Annotated in this window: 11 protein-coding genes; 5 read left to right on the top strand and 6 right to left on the bottom strand. The window is 72.4% G+C overall.

Features of this window, described 5'->3' with window-relative positions:
- Positions 1–944: 944 nt before the first annotated feature.
- Positions 945–4,904 carry a serine/threonine-protein kinase gene (locus tag WMF46_RS02385; protein ID WP_437984102.1) on the bottom strand — a complete coding sequence of 1,320 codons (3,960 nt, stop codon included), beginning with the start codon at positions 4,902–4,904 and terminating at the stop codon, positions 945–947.
- Between the two features lie 716 nt (positions 4,905–5,620).
- On the opposite strand from WMF46_RS02385, the gene WMF46_RS02390 reads away from it, so the two are divergent.
- Together WMF46_RS02390 and WMF46_RS02395 are read left to right on the top strand one after the other, a co-directional pair.
- On the top strand, positions 5,621–6,145 hold the full coding sequence (locus WMF46_RS02390) for a hypothetical protein (protein WP_437715353.1): 525 nt from the start codon (positions 5,621–5,623) through the stop codon (positions 6,143–6,145).
- Positions 6,146–6,468: 323 nt separating this feature from the next.
- The gene (locus WMF46_RS02395; RefSeq protein WP_437984103.1) at positions 6,469–7,638 is read left to right on the top strand and encodes a hypothetical protein; all 1,170 of its coding nucleotides are present in this window, start codon (positions 6,469–6,471) and stop codon (positions 7,636–7,638) included.
- 85 nt (positions 7,639–7,723) lie between these two features.
- On the opposite strand, the gene WMF46_RS02400 is transcribed toward WMF46_RS02395, so the two are convergent.
- Genes WMF46_RS02400 through WMF46_RS02410 form a run of 3 tightly spaced genes read right to left on the bottom strand, consistent with a single transcriptional unit; the run spans position 7,724 to position 10,926 of the window.
- Positions 7,724–9,226 carry an AMP-binding protein gene (locus WMF46_RS02400; RefSeq protein ID WP_437984104.1) on the bottom strand — a complete coding sequence of 501 codons (1,503 nt, stop codon included), beginning with the start codon at positions 9,224–9,226 and terminating at the stop codon, positions 7,724–7,726.
- A gap of 10 nt (positions 9,227–9,236) precedes the next feature.
- Positions 9,237–9,506, bottom strand: coding sequence for an acyl carrier protein (locus WMF46_RS02405; protein ID WP_012233072.1), 270 nt, complete (start codon positions 9,504–9,506; stop codon positions 9,237–9,239).
- A gap of 34 nt (positions 9,507–9,540) precedes the next feature.
- Positions 9,541–10,926 (bottom strand): cystathionine beta-synthase, encoded by a 1,386-nt coding sequence (locus WMF46_RS02410; RefSeq protein WP_437715358.1) that lies wholly within the window; start codon positions 10,924–10,926, stop codon positions 9,541–9,543.
- A gap of 378 nt (positions 10,927–11,304) precedes the next feature.
- Between WMF46_RS02410 and WMF46_RS02415 the strand changes: the two genes are divergently transcribed.
- The gene (locus WMF46_RS02415; RefSeq protein ID WP_437984105.1) at positions 11,305–12,672 is read left to right on the top strand and encodes a sigma 54-interacting transcriptional regulator; all 1,368 of its coding nucleotides are present in this window, start codon (positions 11,305–11,307) and stop codon (positions 12,670–12,672) included.
- 118 nt (positions 12,673–12,790) lie between these two features.
- Here the strand turns inward: WMF46_RS02415 and WMF46_RS02420 are convergent, their stop codons facing one another.
- Positions 12,791–13,090, bottom strand: a complete 300-nt coding sequence (locus WMF46_RS02420; RefSeq protein WP_437984106.1) for a CsbD family protein — start codon at positions 13,088–13,090, stop codon at positions 12,791–12,793.
- A gap of 433 nt (positions 13,091–13,523) precedes the next feature.
- Between WMF46_RS02420 and WMF46_RS02425 the strand changes: the two genes are divergently transcribed.
- Positions 13,524–13,781 carry a GlsB/YeaQ/YmgE family stress response membrane protein gene (locus WMF46_RS02425; protein ID WP_437984107.1) on the top strand — a complete coding sequence of 86 codons (258 nt, stop codon included), beginning with the start codon at positions 13,524–13,526 and terminating at the stop codon, positions 13,779–13,781.
- A 417-nt stretch (positions 13,782–14,198) separates the two neighbouring features.
- A complete protein-coding gene (locus tag WMF46_RS02430; protein ID WP_437984108.1) occupies positions 14,199–15,413 on the top strand; it encodes a pyridoxal-phosphate-dependent aminotransferase family protein in 1,215 nt (404 codons plus the stop codon).
- Here WMF46_RS02430 and WMF46_RS02435 read toward each other — a convergent pair.
- Positions 15,410–17,239: a chloride channel protein gene (locus tag WMF46_RS02435; protein ID WP_437987841.1), complete on the bottom strand. Its 1,830-nt coding sequence runs from the start codon at positions 17,237–17,239 to the stop codon at positions 15,410–15,412. The two genes, WMF46_RS02430 and WMF46_RS02435, sit on opposite strands and share 4 nt — an antisense overlap.
- Positions 17,240–17,251: the final 12 nt, after the last annotated feature.

Consider the following 17,251-nt stretch of genomic DNA (forward strand, 5'->3'; position numbering starts at 1 on the left):
GTCGAGTGCCGCACGTTGAACGTGCTTGTCGCCGGTGTGTCGCCCTGGCTTCGCGCGGTCACTGGCGATGATGGACGTAGCTCACCGTGTTTGCTTGGGGGCGCCTGCGTCGGTGATGGATGGTGGCTCTCTACCGTGTAGAACTTTCCGATCCTCCGAGAGATGCGCGGTGACGCCTGTTCGCCTTCCTTTATGAGGCCTTATCGTCCCCCAGTCGACGCGGAAATTCGTCGTCCAGGGCACGGGCGCCGGAGATAATGCATGGATTCCCTGTGTGTTTTGCCGGTGTGTTGGGAACATGCCGTCAATGATCGTCGGTGTATACCCTGGGTCGCTACATTGTCCAACGGATAACGTCAGTGATGGCCTGACGTCTCGGCCCTGTCTCGCTCCGTCTCGGCGGTAGATCGCGTGTTCTAGGCACATGGATTATTCCGGAGTTCCTGGCGGATGGCCTCTACGCCCCACGTGAGGGCGGGTGAGCGCCGGGGGCCAGCCTCTCTCTCTGCTGCTCGGTCTGCCTCGGTGAGCGGCGCGACGGGAACGCTCCGATTCGCGATCGGACGCGATGCTAGACGCGCTCGTGAGAGGGGGGATTCAGCGGTTGTGCTCGCGCCGTGCGTGCTGCGGTGAACGGCCCCGATCTGTGATTGTGACCACGGTCCAAAACGGTCATCCGCGCTCGGCGCGCCCGAGCGGCGTCCGCTCCAGACAGAGGGGATCGAGCCGCGTCCCCGCGCATTCATCGTGTTCAGACCTGCAATCGAGAATCTCAGGTTCGAAAGACGTCAGGAGCATCCTTAAGGTCAACTCCATGAATCAAGCAAGGTCGGGCCCTGGCCCATGTCCTGCTAAAGCGGAAGGGCAGAGCGCCCGTGACGGCTTCCCCCCCGCCGTCGAATGGGCGCTCTTTTTTTTGTGTTCTTCGTCCGGGACGCGAGGTCCTAGCGCTCGCGCAGCCGGGCCACCCGGTCGCGCCAGTACTGGAGATCGAGCGAGGAGAAGACCGCTGCGGCGCGCGCGATCTGGCGCTCGCGCTCCGGATCGCGGCGCGGGAGGTGCCGCGCGAGCTCGAAGCGGGCGCGCGCCTCCTCGACGGGCAGGCCGCGCTGCAGGGCGTCGTCGATCGCCGCGGTCCAGAGCCGCCTCGCACGCGCGTGGCCGCCGGCGAGCCACGCGGCGAGGCCGCGCAGGCGGAGCGAGGTCGAGCGGCCGAGGGGGAAGATGCGCGCGTACCGGCCGAGCGCGCGGCACGCCTCCGCAGAGAGGTGTGAGAGCTCGCGCCGCTCCGCCGGGCCAGGCGCGTCCTCGAGCAGCGCGAGCAGCACCTCGCACGCCGCCGCATAGCCGTACAGGCAGTGGTAGCCGGCCGGCTGTCCCTCGCGGAGCATGGGGAGCGTCCGCTCGGCGGCCGCGCGGGCCTCGCCCTGCGCGCCGCGGAGCAGGTGCCCCAGCGCGACCTGGCCGTGCGTGATCTGCTGCGTGCGGTCGCCGAGCCGCTGCACCTCGGCCGACAGCGCGTCGAAGATGGCGATCGCGCCCTCGCCGTCGCCGAGCAGCAGCCGGCACTGCGCGCGGCCGCTCTCCGCCCAGATGTGGCCCTGCGCGTTGTCGCTCTCGCGCGACGCGATCACGAGCGCGCCGTACAGGTCGAGCGCCTCCCTCCAGCGGCCCTCGGAGTACGCCGCGCCGGCGAGCAGCGTGATGCACTCCTCCTTGCGGCGGCGGTCGTGCAGCGCCTCGGCCAGCCGCTCGGCCTGGGTGAGCAGCGCCCGCGCGTCGCGGCACCGGCCCTCGCCGAGCGCTGTCAGCCCGCGCAGGCACGAGACGAACGCGACGCCTTGCGGATCGTCGAGCGCCGCGGCGACCGCCGTCGCGCGCGCGGCGTAGGCGTCGACGACGGCCTTCCACGGGACGTACCCGAACGCGACGCTCAGGGTCGCGTACCCGCGCGCGAGCGCGAGCGACGGGCCGAGCCGCGCCGCGGCGTTGGTCGCCGCCAGCGCGGCCAGGAAGGCGAGCGTCGGCTCGTTGCGGAACAGGTAGGTCTCCGACAGCTTCTCCGCCGCGAGCGACGCCTCGGCGAGGCGCTCGCGCTCGGCCGCGTCGCGCGCGACCGGGGCCGGCAGGCCAGCGACGTGCGCGAGCTGCAGGCCGAGCTGCTTCAGCGAGGCCATCGCCGGGCGCAGCCGCTCCCCGAGGCCCGCGCGGCCGCTCGCCGCGCGCTCCCCCGCGCGGAGCCACGCGGCCTCGTCCCGGGAGAGCAGCTCCAGCGCCGCCGCGCAGTGCCGCTCCGCGCCGAGCAGATCGCCGAGGTTGTAGTGGGCCTGGCCGAGCCGCCGCTCCCAGCGCGCGCGCCGGATCGGCGGCGCGCGCTCCTCCGGCGGGTGCGCGCCGTCGAGGTCGAGCGCCCTCTTGTAGAAATCCACCGCGTCGCCGGAGGCGCCCGTCGCGAGGGCCTGGGCGCCCGCCTTGTCGAGGTACTCCAGCGTCTCCTGGACGGCGCCCGCGATTCCATAGTGGTGGGCGAGGAGCGGGTACGACAGCGCGAGGCCCGGCGCGTCGCGGTGGCGCTGCTCGATCGCGCGCGCGGCGGCGGCGTGCAGGGCCCGCCGCTCCGACTCGGGGATGCCCGCGTAGACGATCTCCCGCAGCTTGTCGTGCACGAAGCCGAGCCGCCCCGGCTCCGTCTCCTCGAGCACGTGGCGGCGGGCGAGCTCCGCGAGCGCGTCCATGGCGTCGACCTCGGCGAGGCCCGCGGCGTCGAGCAGCAGGCGCTCCTCGAGCTCGCGGCCCAGCACCGAGGCGAGCCGCGCGAGCGCGAGCGCCCCGTGGCTCAGCCCCGACAGCCGGCGCGCCACGAGCTCGCGCAGCGAGCCCGGCAGCGGCAGCGGCGCGGGCGGCTGGCTCCCGCGCGCGGCGCGGGCGAGCCGCTCTGCGGCGGCGCCCTCGGCGCCCGCGCGGATGCGCCACGCGTAGGCCTCGTCCCGGTAGATCACCCGCTCCTGGATTGCGGCCCGGAGGTACTCGGCGATGAAGAACGGGTTCCCCTCCGACTGCTCGAAGAGGTACTGCACGAACGCCTCCGGCGGCTCGTCCAGGGCGAGCATGTCGCGCACCATCCGCCCGACCGAGCCGCGGTCGAGCCGCCCGAGCTCGAGCCGCGAGGCCCAGGGGGCGCCGAGGAGCGAGGAGAGCGCGGGCGACGTCTCCTCGGTCCGGTACGCGCACAGGAGGACGACGGGATGGGCCGAGAAGTAGTCGGCGTCGAGGTGCTCGAGGACGGCGCGCGAGTTCTCGTCGGCCCACTGGAGGTCGTCGAGAACGAGCAGGACGGGCCGCGCCGCGGCGAACGCGGCGAGCGTGTCGGCGAGCGCGGTCCGCAGCCGGTAGCGGGCGGCGTCCGGCGGCAGCTCGGGCGGCTCGGGGTAGCGGTCGTGGCCGCGGAGCTGGGCGAGCGACGGCTCGTGCGGCGCGAGGACCCTGCCGCGCGGGCCGAGCAGCGCGTCGTAGCCCGCGGGGCCGAGCTCGTTGCACCGGTCGGCCACCGCGAGCAGGAGCGGCCGGAACGGGTGCAGCGGCGCGGCCTTGACCGCGCCCTCGCGCTCGACCTCGGCGGACACGGCCGCGCACGCGCCCGTGACCACGGCCATGCGGTTGAGCGCCGCCTGGTGCGCCGCCTCGACGGCGAGGCGCGTCTTGCCCACGCCGCTCTCGCCGCCGACGACGACGAGGCTGCCCTGGCGCCGCTCGTGGGCGCGCTCGAGCGCCGCGGTGATCTGCTGCAGCGCCTCCCCACGCCCGGCGAGGCGAGGCCGGTACAGGTACGGCTGCGCGTTCGGCACGCGCACGCGCGCGCGCGCCGCGCCGCTCCAGTCGTGCGGCGGGGTGTCGGCCGCGCCGAGCTCGGCGAGGGCGGTCGCGACCTCGTCGGCGTAGCCGAGCCGGTCCTCGGGGCGCTTCTTCAGGAGCCGCGCGATGAGGGCGTCAAGCGCGGGAGGCACGTCGGCGACGAGCTCGGAGGCCGGGAGCGGCTCGGCGTAGAGGTGCATGGACAGCACGACGGCGCTCGAGTCGCCGAGGAACGGGACGCCCCCGGTCACGGCCTCGTAGATCATGCAGCCGAGCGCGTAGAGGTCCGCGCGCGCGTCGACGAGGTCGCCGCGGATCTGCTCGGGGGACATGTAGTCGGGGCTGCCCATCAGCCTGCCGCCCGCCTGGAGCACGTCGCGCCCGGTGTGCCCTTCGAACTGGAAAGCGAGGCCGAAGTCGAAGAGCACCGGCGTGCCGTCCGGGCGGATGAACACGTTGTCCGGCTTGAGATCGCGGTGGACGAGGCCCCGGCCGTGGACGTACGCGAGCGGCCGGCAGATCGCGCGGAGGAGCGTGAGCGCCTGGCGGAGCGCGCCGCCCGCCGCGCGGTGGAACGGGCGCGGCGCGAACGGCTGGCACGAGCGCGGGATGATCGACGCGGGCGCGATCTCCGCCGTCGCGGTGCTGGCCTGCGCGTTCATGGCCGTGGAGACGCTCACGGTCGGCTCGCTGCTCACGCTCCCGCGGGCGCGCCAGCGCTCCTGGTTGTGATCGCGGAGCGTGCGCCCCTCGATCAGCTCCATCGCGTACCACGGGAGCCCGCCCTGGACCCCCTCGTCGAGCACCCGCACGACGCCCGGGTGCTCGACGCCGCGGAGCGCGTGGATCTCGCGGCGGATGCTGGAGACGAGGCTCTCGTCGCCCACGCAGACGGTCTTCAGCGCCGCGAGCGCGCCCGTGACGCTGTGCTGAGCGCGGTAGACGACCCCCATCCCGCCGCGGCCGAGCGGCGCGAGCACCCGCCACGGCCCGATGGACACCGGGACATCCGGAGGGTGCCTGGCCTGTTGCGAGCTCGGCGTCGTGATCATCGAGGGACCGACGCAGCCTTGGCCCGGGCCTGGATTCGCCCCAGGTGGTAGGTCAAAAGCGGTTTCCCGACATCCACGCTGGAGCTGAGTACATCCACCCGACGGCGCGCGATGATGTCACGGCGCGGCCGACCGTACAACAGGTCTGTGTGGAGGCCAGCTCATCGCACGAACGCCGGGCGGCGGGGCTGCCGCACCGACAGACGACTACACATGAGGCGGCGGAGCGTGGCTATCGAGGCTCGCGCCGGGGCGGAGGCGCGGCGCGTCTCGAGGCGCCGGCGCGCCGCGCCGCGCCGCCGTCACGCCGCGCCGCCGTCGCGCCGCGCGTCCGCGCGGCGCGTGCACGGAGGGAGCGCCGGCGCGCGGGCCCTCTGGACGCTAGCGCCGCGCGAGACACGGTGAACCCGGGACTCCGCGGAGGCGCGCTCTGCCGCCGCGGTCGTCGCCGCATGTCGAGGCGCGATGTCGAGGCGAGCCCCGCCGCGCGGCGCTCGGGCGGGGACGTCTCGGTCTCTCGCGGCGAGCGGAGCGCCGGGGATCGCCTGCTTTCCCCGCTTGGTGGATTCGACATCTCCGATGTCGTTGTCCCGTTTCATCGAGCTTCGACCGCGCCGTGCGATCCCATCGTGCACAGCTGAGCTTGCGGTACACGGTTTGCTCCCGGTGCGCTCACGGCCCGCGCTGGCGGCCGCACTTAGAAAGGGAACCAACGAATGAAGCATTCGACTCATCTCGGGGCCTTGTTGACCGTCCTGTTCCTCGCTGCGTGCGGCGGCGAAGGTGCAGATTCCGCCCCGACGGACAGCGCCGTGAGCTCCAAGCAGCTCAGGGATCTGACGGCCGATGACGTCCAATCCGCCTGCGATTCGCTCGCGGCGAGGGTGAAGCTCTCCAAGGAAGATGCCTGTGAGTACCTGGGCCTCGTCGCGTCTCCCGCCGTCGGGCAGCCGTGCGGCACGGTGAAGGACGAGTGCCTCTCCACGGCCGACGAGGCGGCCGCGGAGCAGGACGACCACGCAGCGGATTGCATGCCTCCGACCGAGCACCGCGCCGGCTGCTCCGCCACGGTGGCCGAGTACGAGGTCTGCTTGCTCGCCCAGACGCAGCGGGTCCGGGCGCTCACGTGCGACTCGGCGCTGAGCTCGCTCGAGACGGCTCCTCCGGAGTGTGATGCGGTGGCGCGCAAGTGCCCGCAGATCCTGGACGCAGGCGGAGATCAGGGCGCCGAGAGCCCCTGAACACGGCGCCGGGGCGCGGGCGGCCACCGATCATGGGCGATCGATCATCGATCATCGCGCTCGACGTGGACGCACGGCTCGCTGAACGAATCGCCGGTAGGCACGACACGGCCGCTTGGCGGCCGTGAGTGCCATTGTCCTACCTCTGTTTCCCTGGATCTTTTGATTCCTACCGATATTCGTGCTCGTCCGCGCCTTCCAGGGCATCTCGGCGTATGATGGGCTCCGCAGCCGGCGCGCCCGGGGAGGTTCAACCCTCGGCGTCTCGGCTCAAGCGAAGTCGCGGCTCCCGCCGAGGGTTCGCTGGCACAGAGGAGGATTTCATGAAGATCACCAAGGTTTCCGGAGTGCTCGCCCTGCTGCTGATCGCCGCCGCGGCTGCTTGCGGCAAGAGCGAGCAGCCGGCTGAGGCGAACGCGACGGTCGAGGTGACCGCCACCGCCACCGCCGAGTCGGCGATCGGCGAAGGCGCTTACGTCGAGGAGCACGAGAGCGGCAAGGCCGCCTTCAACGTCGCTGCCGACGGGAACGTCAAGGCCGCGGTCACGGGTCCGGACGGCAAGCCGATCCGCGAGGACGTCAGCGGCACGCTTGTGTGGAAGGACGCTTCCGGGGAGAAGACCGTGCCGCTCACGCTCGACGCGAAGACCGGCCTCCTGGTCGCCGCCGGCCCGAAGCTGGAGGCGGATCTCACCGAGATCGGCTACACGCTCAGCGTCGCCGGCAAGCCGTGGAACGGGACGCTGCACGTGCCCGCCGGCGGCACCGCCGAGCTCTTCGCCAACGCCAAGGCGTCGGCGGAGCTCGGGCTGCCGGAGGGCAAGCTCGGCCCGCACGGCGGGCGCATCGAGATCGTGGGCGACGACCGCCTCGAGCTCCTGGTCGACGAGGTGACCGGCGAGGTCCGCGTCTATGTGCTCGACGCCGACCTGAAGCCCATCGACCTCGGCGAGCGCAAGATCACGCTCGGCGTGGTGGCCGAGGCGCCGCAGGTGGTCGTCCTCGCTCCGGCGGTCGCGACCGCGGACGTGGCCGCGACCGCGGCCGCGGGGGTGGCCGCGGGGGCGTACTTGACCGGCAAGCTCGCGCTCGCCGCCGATCCGCTGAAGCTGACCATCGCGGTGCGGAACACGGGCCGCTCGGCGGTGGCCCTGTGCGGCTACCGTGCCGGGGCGGCGTTCGCCGTCCACGCGCGCGCCCCGCGGGTGAAGGTGCGCGTGAAGACCGACTGGGACGCGCACGCCCGCGCGCTCGCGCACGCCGACCTGAAGGCGAAGGCCGACATCGACCCGAAGGTCCACGTCCACGCGGGGGCCGGCGCCGCTGCCAAGGCCAACGCGAAGGCCAACGTCCACGTCAAGGCGCCGAGCATCCGCGTGACGCCGCCCAGCGTGAACGTGCAGATCAAGGCGCCGAAGATCTCGATCCCCAAGCCGAGCTTCAAGGCGTCGGCGTCGGCCCGCGCGAGCGCGGGCGCCAAGATCGGGCATTGATGCATTGATGCGGCGCGCGGCGGTGACGGGCGCGCCTGTCACCGCCGCAATCCACGAAGCCGCGGCGCCGGCTCGCGACCCGCGCTCACCCGGGGAGCGCGCGATAATCGATCTTCCCCGTCGAGGTCCGCGGCAGCTCGTCCATCGCGACGATCGTGTCCGGGACCATGTACGGGGGCAGCCGCTCCGCAAGATACAGCCTGAGCGAGCGATCGTCCGCGTCCCCTGCGAGGGCGACGAAGCCGCGCAGCGTCTTGCCGAGGCGCGCGTCCTCCACGGCGATCACCGCGGCCTGGCGCACGGCGGGGTGCGACGCCAGCGCGGCCTCGACCTCGCCCGGCTCGACCCGGTAACCCCGGATCTTCACCATCCGGTCGATGCGGCCGCGGAAATAGAAGAGCCCGTCGGCCTTGCGCTCCACCCGGTCGCGGGTCCGGTACGGGCCGCCGTCCACGGTCGTCGGCCCCGAGACCACGAGCTCGCCCGTCCCGGGGCCCTCGATGACCTGGCCGCTCTCGCCGTCCGGGTCCAGCGCGCGCAGCGCGCAGTCGGCGTAGGGGCACGCGACGCCGATCGGGACCTCGCTCGCCCCGTCGAGCGCCGCGCGGTCGACCTGGTGGAACGTGCAGACGTTCGTCTCGGTCGGGCCGTAGAGGTTGTAGAGCGCCGCGTCGGGCGCCCGCGCCGCCAGGGCCGCGAGCTCGCGCGGCGGGAAGACCTCGCCGGCGAAGAGGATGGCGCGCACGGGCGAGAGCGCGAAAGCCGGCGCCGGCGCGCCCGCGTCCGCTGCGGGGAGCGCCGCGACGAGCTTCATGAACATCGACGGCACGCCGTAGATGACCGTCGGCGCGAGCGCGCTCACCGCGTCGCGGAGCGCGCGGCCCGAGGCGAGGTCGCGCCGCGCCATCGTGGCGAGCGTGGCGCCCGCGCGGAACGTCGCGAGGTGGTCGAACCAGGCGAGATCGAAGACGAGCTCGGCCACGCGGAGGACCCGATCCGCCGGCGTGAGCCCGACGAGGTCGATGCAGAAGGCCGTGAACGCGTCGAGCCCCGCCCACGTGATGGGGACCGGCTTCGGCTCGCCCGTGCTGCCCGAGGTGTGCAGGATGCACGCGACGTCCTGCGCCCCGGCGCCGCTGGCCCCGCCGCCGCCCGCGTCGGCGCGCGCGGCCCCGCGCAGGGTGCGCCCCTCGGCGTCGAGCTCCACGCGCGGCAGGCCGCCGCCGAGCTCGGCGTCGATGCCGTCCGCAAGGCCCGCGGCCGCGACGTCGAGCACGAGCGCCCGGCACCCCCGGGCCCGCGCGATCCGCCCGAGCCGCGCCGGCGGCGCCGTCGCGTCGAGCGGGACCGCCGCGGCGCCGGCCGTGAGCACCCCGGCGAGCGCCACCGGCTCGTCGTGCGCCCGGCCCAGCGAGAGCAGCGCCACCCGGTCGCCCGGGCGCACGCCCGCCCCGGCGAGCGCCGCGCCCACGGCCGCCGCGCGCGCCGCGAGCTCGGCGTAGGTCACCGCGGCGCCGCGCGACGCGAGCGCGACGGCGTCGCCGCGCGCGGCCAGGTCCTCGGCGCGCAGGCGGAACGTGCCGGCCACGCGCTCCCCGCTAGCCCTGCGCGGCCGCGATGCGGCCGGCGACGAAGCGCGCCATGCTGTCCACGGTCGACACCGCGTCGAGGTCGACCTCCTCGTCCGGGATCTTCACGCCGAAGCGCTGCTCGATGAACACGAGCACCCGCGTCAGCGACATCGAGTCGAAGCCGGACCCGCCCGCGAACAGATCCTCGTCCAGGGCGAGCGGCGCCTTGCGCAGCAGGATCTCCTTCGCGATATGGTCGTGCAGCGCGCGCCGCACCGTGTCGAGATCGTAGGTCACCGCAATGGTCCCTTTCCAGCCGGAGCCCGGGCGCTCAGCCGATGGCCGGCGTCGCCTTGCGGGCAAGATAGTCGATGAGGTCGATCTTGGACACGACGCCGAGCACCGTCTCCTTGTCGACGACGAGCGCGATCTTCGCGTCGCTCAGGACGCCCTTCAGGAGCTCGACCTTCGTCGCGGGCGTCACGGTCGCATAGTCGCTCTCGACGAGCCCGCCGATGCTCGAGTCGAGCGTGCCGCTCCCCGTCACGAGGTGCCGGAGCAGGTCGATCTCGTGGACCATCCCGCGCAGCTTGCCGTCCTGGGTCACCGGGAGCTGGCTTATCCCGTGTGATTTCATCATGTCGATGACCTCGCGGACCCGGGCGTTCGCGTCGGCGGTGACCACCGCCCCGCTGGGCTTGACGGCGAGCAGGTCGCGCACCGTCCCGAGGCCCTTGTCCTCCTCGAGGAAGCCGTTCTCTCGCATCCAGTCGTCATTGAAGATCTTCGAGATGTACTTGGATGCGCCGTCGGGCAAGAGGACGAGGATGTTCTCCTTCTTCCCGCTCTGACGCGCATACTTGATCGCGCCGGCCACCGCCGCGCCCCCGGAGCCGCCCACGAAGAGGCCCTCGAGCCGCACGAGGTCCCGCGTCATGAGGAAGCACTCCTTGTCGTCGACCCGGATGATCTCGTCGATGATCTTGAGGTTCATCGTGCTCGGGAAGAAATCCTCGCCGATCCCCTCGACCTTGTAGGCAAACGGCTTCGTGATCCGCTGGGTCTTCACGTAATCGTAATAGAGCGAGCCGACCGGGTCGACGCCGACCATCTTGATCTCCGGCTTCCTCTCCTTGAGGAACTTGCCAATGCCGCTCAGGGTGCCCCCTGTCCCCATGCCGGCGACGAAGACGTCGAGCTCGTCGCCGCACTGCGCCCAGATCTCGGGGCCGGTGGACTGGACGTGGGCCTCGGGGTTCGACGGGTTGTGGTACTGGTTCGCGTAGAAGCAGTTCGGCGTCTCGTCGGCGATGCGCTTCGCCACCTGGTAGTAGCTGCGCGGGTCGTCGGGCTCGACGGCGGTGGGACAGACCACGACGCGGGCGCCATAGGCGCGCAGCGTCGCGATCTTCTCCTGCGACATCTTGTCCGGCATGACGAAGACGCACTTGTATCCCCGGATGGCCGCGACCATGGCGAGCGCGGCGCCCGTGTTGCCGCTGGTCGCCTCGACGATCGTCCCGCCGGGCTTGAGCCCGTTCGCCTCGGCGTCGCGGATCATGTTCAGCGCGACCCGATCCTTGTGGCTGCCGCCCGGGTTCAGGTACTCGCACTTCACATAGATGTCGCTCTCGAGCCCCTCCGTGACCCGGTTCAGCTTGACGATCGGCGTGTCACCGACGGCCTTCGTGATATCGCTGCGCGCGCCTCGCATCATGGGGAGACCTCTTAGCCGCCGCGCGCCGAAGCGACAAGGGGAGCACGCGAGAGGCAGGCTCGCCGAGGCGCTGGCGAGGGCGCGCGCCTGCCGTGACGGCCGTGACTGCCGGGCCCGGCCGCCGGTCATCCTTCCTATCCTTCCGGAGACAACGACAAAAGAAATTGTATTTACGATGAGTCCACACTGCCCCTATCCGGCACGTCATCGTGACGGGCTCAAAGGCCCTGACGGTGGCGAGCCAGAGCTCTCCGGCGCGAGCCGCCGGGGCGCGGCGCTGGCGCGCTGACGTCAACGCCACGCGGCGCTGCTGCGCGCGCCGGGGCGAGCGGGCCGGCGGGCGAGCTCGCGCCGCGCTCCCTGTGGTAGGCTGGCGAAATGGCGTCCGAGCCGAAGATCCATCCGAGCGCCGAGACGGCGCTCCTCAAGGTCCGCTCCAAGGAGATCGCGTTCAGCCGCTTCCGCGTGCAGGTGACCGCCGGCCCGGACGCCGGGGCGTCCCAGACGTCGGACGCGACGGAGTTCGTGATCGGCACGGCGCCCGGCAACCAGCTCATCCTCACCGACCGGGCGGTGTCCCGGCACCATTGCGTGATCTCGGTCACCCCGCGGGGGTTCTTGCTCCGCGATCTCGGCAGCAAGAACGGCACGACCCTCTCCGGCTTCCGCGTCGAGGCGGCCTATCTCCTGCCGGGCGCCTCGCTCGGGGTCGGGCAGTCCACGCTCCGCTTCGAGCCGCTGGCCGAGGAGATCCGCGAGCCGCTCGGCGACGAGGAGCGGTACGGCCGGGTGCTCGGGCAGAGCGCCGCGATGCGCCGCATCTTCGGGGCGCTGCCGCGGATCGCCGCGTCGGACTCGACGGTGCTGATCGAGGGCGAGACGGGCACGGGCAAGGGCCTGCTCGCCGAGGCGATCCACGAGAGCAGCCCGCGCGCGGGGGGGCCGTTCGTCGTGATCGACTGCGGATCCATCCCGCCGACGCTCATCGAGGCCGAGCTCTTCGGGCACGCGAAGGGGGCGTTCACGGGCGCGCAGGCGGCGCGCGCCGGCGCCTTCGAGGCGGCGCGGGGCGGCACCGTGCTGCTCGACGAGATGGGCGAGCTCCCGCTCGACATGCAGCCGAAGCTCCTGCGCGTGCTCGAGGAGCGGCAGATCCGGCGCATCGGCACGATCGAGCCGACCAAGCTCGATATCCGGGTCATCGCCACGACCAACCGCGATCTCCGCCAGGAGGTGAACCGCGGAAACTTCCGGTCGGATCTCTACTACCGGCTCAACATCGTCCGCCTCCGCGTCCCCGCGCTGCGCGAGCGCCCCGACGACATCGCGCTGCTCACCGCGCATTTCTACCGGCAGCTCGCCCAGGGGCAGGACCAGAGCCCCCCCGGCGAGCTGCTGGAGGCCTTCATGCGGCAGGACTGGCCGGGCAACGTCCGCGAGCTCCGCGGCGCGGTGGAGCGCGCGGTGCTGATGATCGATCCCGCGCTGTTCCGCGAAGCCGTGATGGGCTCCGAGGGGGCGGACAGCGGCGCTCCGGCGCTCCCGGCGCCCCGGGACGACGAGCTCAGCCTGTCGTTCCGCGAGGCGAAGGAGCGCGCCGTGGCGCGCTGGGAGCGCACGTTCCTCACGGCGCTCGTGCGGGCGAACGGCGGCAACCTCTCGCGCGCGGCCCGCGCGGCGCGGATGGACCGCAGCCACCTGCGCGAGCTCCTCCAGCGGCACGGCGTCTCGGCGACGGAGGCGTGACGGCCGGGCCCGCGGGCCAGCGCCGCGCGCGCGCCTGGTGAGCGGTTAGGGCGGCGCCGGGGCGGACCGCCACGCCGGACCTCCGGCGGACGGCGCCAGGGCGCGCCCTCTCGCTCGGCTACTGATTGGCCTTCTGCCGGTTCTCTCCCTTGAGCTCCTTGGCCTTCCCTTCGGCGGCCATCTGCTCGTTGTCGACCAGCTTGCCGACCCGGTTCTTGATCGCGCCGGCGGCCTCCTCGAGCGCGCCCTTCGCGCGCTCCTCCGTCTTGGCGTCCTCCTTTTGGACCTTTCCCCGGAGCTCCTTGGCGCGCCCCTCCGCTTCCATCTGCTCGTCGCCGAGCACCTGGCCGAGGCCCTTCTTGATCTTGCCGCCCAGCTCTTCGGCGGCCCCTTCGTTGCGATCGCTTGCGTTGCTCATTGCATCCTCCTCGTGGCGTGGCCGCCGCAGAGCCTCTCTGCGGCGCGCCGCCGCCGTTGACCTCGCATTGGCAACCTCCGGATCTAGCAACCGGTGCGCCATCCCATCGCAAACGGTCTTTTCGAGGACGCGGAAGGGCGATTGGGGCAGGCTACCTCGCCTGCGCTCTGCCTCTCGGCTCGCCTGAGGCAATACGCCACGCGGCGGCCAAGCAAGCAGTCCCACGGTCCGACCGGACGGCCCCCGCTCTTCTGGGGGCGCACCGCGCTGTGGTCGGATTTCGCGGCGAATGCGGCGATGCGAGCGCTCTGTCCGCGGCGTTCAGCTCGGCTGGGCGTCTGTGGAGAGCCGGGACTCCAGGGCATGGCGCGGCGTTTGCTGAACAGCCTGCATAGCAACGAGGAGCGCTTCGCTCCTTTCTGGGAGGTTCACCATGTCGTTCATTCTCTTTCTCCTGTTTGGCCTCGTCGTCGGTGCTCTGGCGCGTCTCATCGTTCCTGGACGTGAGCCGGGCGGGTGGGTCGTCTCGATGATCATCGGCGTTGTCGGCTCGTTCATCGGCGGGCTGCTCGGCCGCATGTTGTTCATGTACCGTGAGGGTGAGCCGGCCGGCTTCTTCATGTCGCTCATCGGCGCCATCGTGCTGACCGCCGGCTATCAGGCGATCGCGCGGCGCCGTACGGTGGCATGAGCGGGCGGAGCGATCCTCTGTTGAGGCGCCACGCCCGATACCGGCCCACGGCGCTGCATGAAGGAGCTCTCGATCCGCCGCCCCGATCTGTAACGTCCGGGAGCACCTCGGGCCGAGAGCGGGAGGCGTGGAGGAGGCGCCGCGGTCCGTGAGCGCGATCTCGGCTCAGGCGGCGCGGCGCGCTCCCCACCCGCTCGTCCCGCTCGGCAGGCCGGAGGGGCCCCGCTCGTCGCACGGCCCATCCCCCAGGGTCGTACGACGAGCAGGGCCTTCGGCGGCCTGTGGCGGCCTGACGCGGACTCCAGCGCCGGCTCCGCATTTCCGCCGGCGCCGCGTCCGCTCGCCGGGTAACGCTTGACGCCGCAGGACGCTTTGGGCTTGCTAGCGGGCTCCGCGCTTTTGCCCAAGGTCCTGGCCATGTCGTTCTCGATCCTGCCCCCGCCGATCACGCCCCTCGCCGCGATCCTGCCGTCCGAGCCGCTGCTGCTCATGGGCGCCGGGCCGGTGCCCATCCCGCAGGCGGTGGCCCAGGCGAACGGGGTCATCATCAATCACCTCGGCCCCACCATGGATCGCGTCATCCAGAACGTGAAGTACATGGCGGCCTATGCGTTCCAGACGCGCAGCGACAAGATCCTCGGCATCGCCGGGCCCGCGTCCGCGGCGATGGAGATGGCCGTGGCGAACCTGTGCTGGCCCGGGCGCAAGGTCCTTTGCCTGAAGGTGGGGACGTTCAGCGGGCGCCTCGGCGAGATGGCGCTCGGCGTGGGCGCCGATGTCACGTTCCTCGAGGGGCCGCCCGGGCGGCCCGTGTCGCTCGCGGACGTGCGGGAGGCGATGAAGAAGCAGCGCTACGACGTGGTCACGATGGCGCACGGCGAGACGTCCTGCGGCGTCCGCATGGTCGAGATGCCGGAGATCTGCAAGCTCGCGAAGACGCAGGGCGCCCTCACGATCGTCGACGCGGTGGTCACGCTCACGGCCATGCCGGTGCACATGGACGAGTGGGGCATCGACGTCGGCATCGTCGGCGGGCAGAAGGCGCTGTCGTCGATCCCGGGCGTCTCGGCCTGCGCGTTCTCGCAGGACGCGTGGAAGGTCGTCGAGGAGCGCCCCCTGCCGCGCCCGCACTGGTGCTACGACGCGACGCGCGCGCAGCGGTTCTGGGGCTACCAGCAGTACCACTACACGGCGCCGGTGCCCGGCGTGCTCGCGCTGCACGAGGCGCTGCGCCTCGTCTGCGAGGAGACGCTCGAGCGGCGGTTCCGTCGCCACGAGATGAGCTCTCTGGCCATGCAGGCGGGACTCGAGGCCATGGGGCTCGATCTGTTCGCGTCGAAGGACGTGCGCCTCAACAGCGTGCTCGCGATCAAGCTGCCGTCCGGCGTCGATAGCGCGCGGATCCGCGAGTACATGACCAAGGCGTTCCGCGTCGAGATCTCGGGCGCCTTCGGCCTCAACATCGTGCGTGTGGGCCAGATGGGCGAGCAGTGCCGCTCGCACAACCTCTTCAAGACGCTCTATGCGATGGGCATGAGCTTCCAGCGAGAGGGCGTGAAGCTCGACGTCGCCAAGGGAATGGCCGCGCTCGAGCAGGGTCTGGCGGGCGATCGCGATTACTTCGTGGACTAGCCCTGCCCCACGGTGGCCCGGTCCGGGATGGCCGGAGCTCCGCGCCGCCTCGCGGCGGCAAGGGCTTGCTCGCGGCGCTTGCCAGCGTCGATCCGGCTCCGATGCGCGTCGAGCAGGTCGCTGCGCGTCAGGATCCCGAGGACCTTGCGGGGGGCCTGCCTGGACACGACAGGGAGCCTCCCCACCCCCTCGGTGACCATGTGATCGGCGGCTTCGCGCAAGGAGCTGTCCTCGAACACCACGGCGGGCGGCCGCCGGACCAGGTGGCGGATCGAGATGGTACCGGCCTGCTCGGTGAGCACATCGCGCTGGGTGACCACGCCGACGAGCTCCCCCCGATCGTCCACGACCGGGAAGCCCTGGTGGCGAGAGCCCGCCGCCTGCGACAGCAGGAAGGCGCGGGCCGTCTCGACCGTATCGTCGGCGGCGAGCGTCACGACGGGGCGCGAGGCGGCCTCGCCGGCGGTGATCTGCGCCAGGTGATCGGCCGCGTACTCGACCGTCACGCGCGCGCCGCGGCGGGCGATCTTCTCCGTCATGATGGAGTGCCGCATCAGCAGGCTGGAGACAAGGAAGGCCGCGCTGCAGCCGCCGAGCAGCGGCAGCAGCCCCATGGGCTGCCGCGTCGTCTCGAAGGCGAAGACGACGGACGCGAGGAGCGCCCGGGACGCGCCCGCGAAGATCGCCGCCATCCCGACGAGCCCGGCGACGCGCGCGTCCACGCCGAGCCCAGGGAGGAGCGCTGTCGCGGCCAGGCCGAGGATCGCGCCGAGCCCGCCGCCGACGGTGAAGAGCGGCGCGAGCGTCCCGCCCGAGGTGCCGCTGCCGAGCGCGATCGACCAGGAGACGAACTTCATCAGCGAGAGCGACACGAGCGCGGCGAGCGCCAGGCGGCCGCTCAGGATGTCGTCGATGTTGCTGTACCCGACCCCCAGCGTCCGCGGCGAGAAGTAGCCCACGACGCCGATCGCGACGGCGCCGATCGCCGGCCACCACATCCAGTGGAGCGGCAGCCGCTCGAACGCCTCCTCGATCGCGTAGATCGCGCGGGTGGCGCCCATCGCCGCGAGGCCGAGGACCGCGCCGAGCACGATGTAGAAGGCGAGCGCGGGGCCTGTCGAGGGCGCCACGGACGCCATCTCGAACGCGGGCGCGGTGTGGCCAGCGCAGAGGCGCGCCGCCGTCGCCGCGGTCGCGGCGAGGGCGACGGGGATCACCGAGCGCGGGCGGTACTCGAAGAGCAGGAGCTCGATCGCGAGCAGCACGGCCGCCACCGGGCTGCCGAAGGTCGCCGACATGCCCGCCGCCGCGCCCGCGGCGAGCAGCGTCTTGCGCTCGTCCGCCGTGATCCGGAGCAGCTGCCCGAGCAGTGAGCCGAGCGCGCCGCCGGTGGCGATGATGGGGCCCTCGGCGCCGAACGGACCGCCGGTGCCGATGGCGATCGCCGCGGAGAGCGGCTTGAGCAGCGTCATCCGCGGCGGGATGCGGCTCTGGTTGAACAGCACCTGCTCCATCGCCTCCGGGATGCCGTGGCCGCGGATCGCCTGCGAGCCGTAGCGCGCCATCACGCCGACGACGAGCGCGCCGAGGATCGGCACCACGAGCACGAAGAGGCCCAGGTGGTGCTCGGCGGGCGACGCGGGGGCGGCGGATAGCCGGCCGAAGAACGCGAGGTTCGTGATGACGGCGATGAGCGTGGTGAGCAGCTCCGCCGCGACGAAGGCCACGCCGCCGAGCGCGATCGCGAGGCCGCTGACGAGGACGACCCGCCGGTCGACGGCGGCGCTGGGCGCGGGGACGCGGAGGTCCTCGAGGGTCGGGCCCATCGAGGGGGCGAC

Origin of the sequence: Sorangium sp. So ce117 (assembly GCF_051524395.1) — a bacterium.
Classification (GTDB): Bacteria; Myxococcota_A; Polyangia; order Polyangiales; family Polyangiaceae; genus Sorangium; species Sorangium cellulosum_B.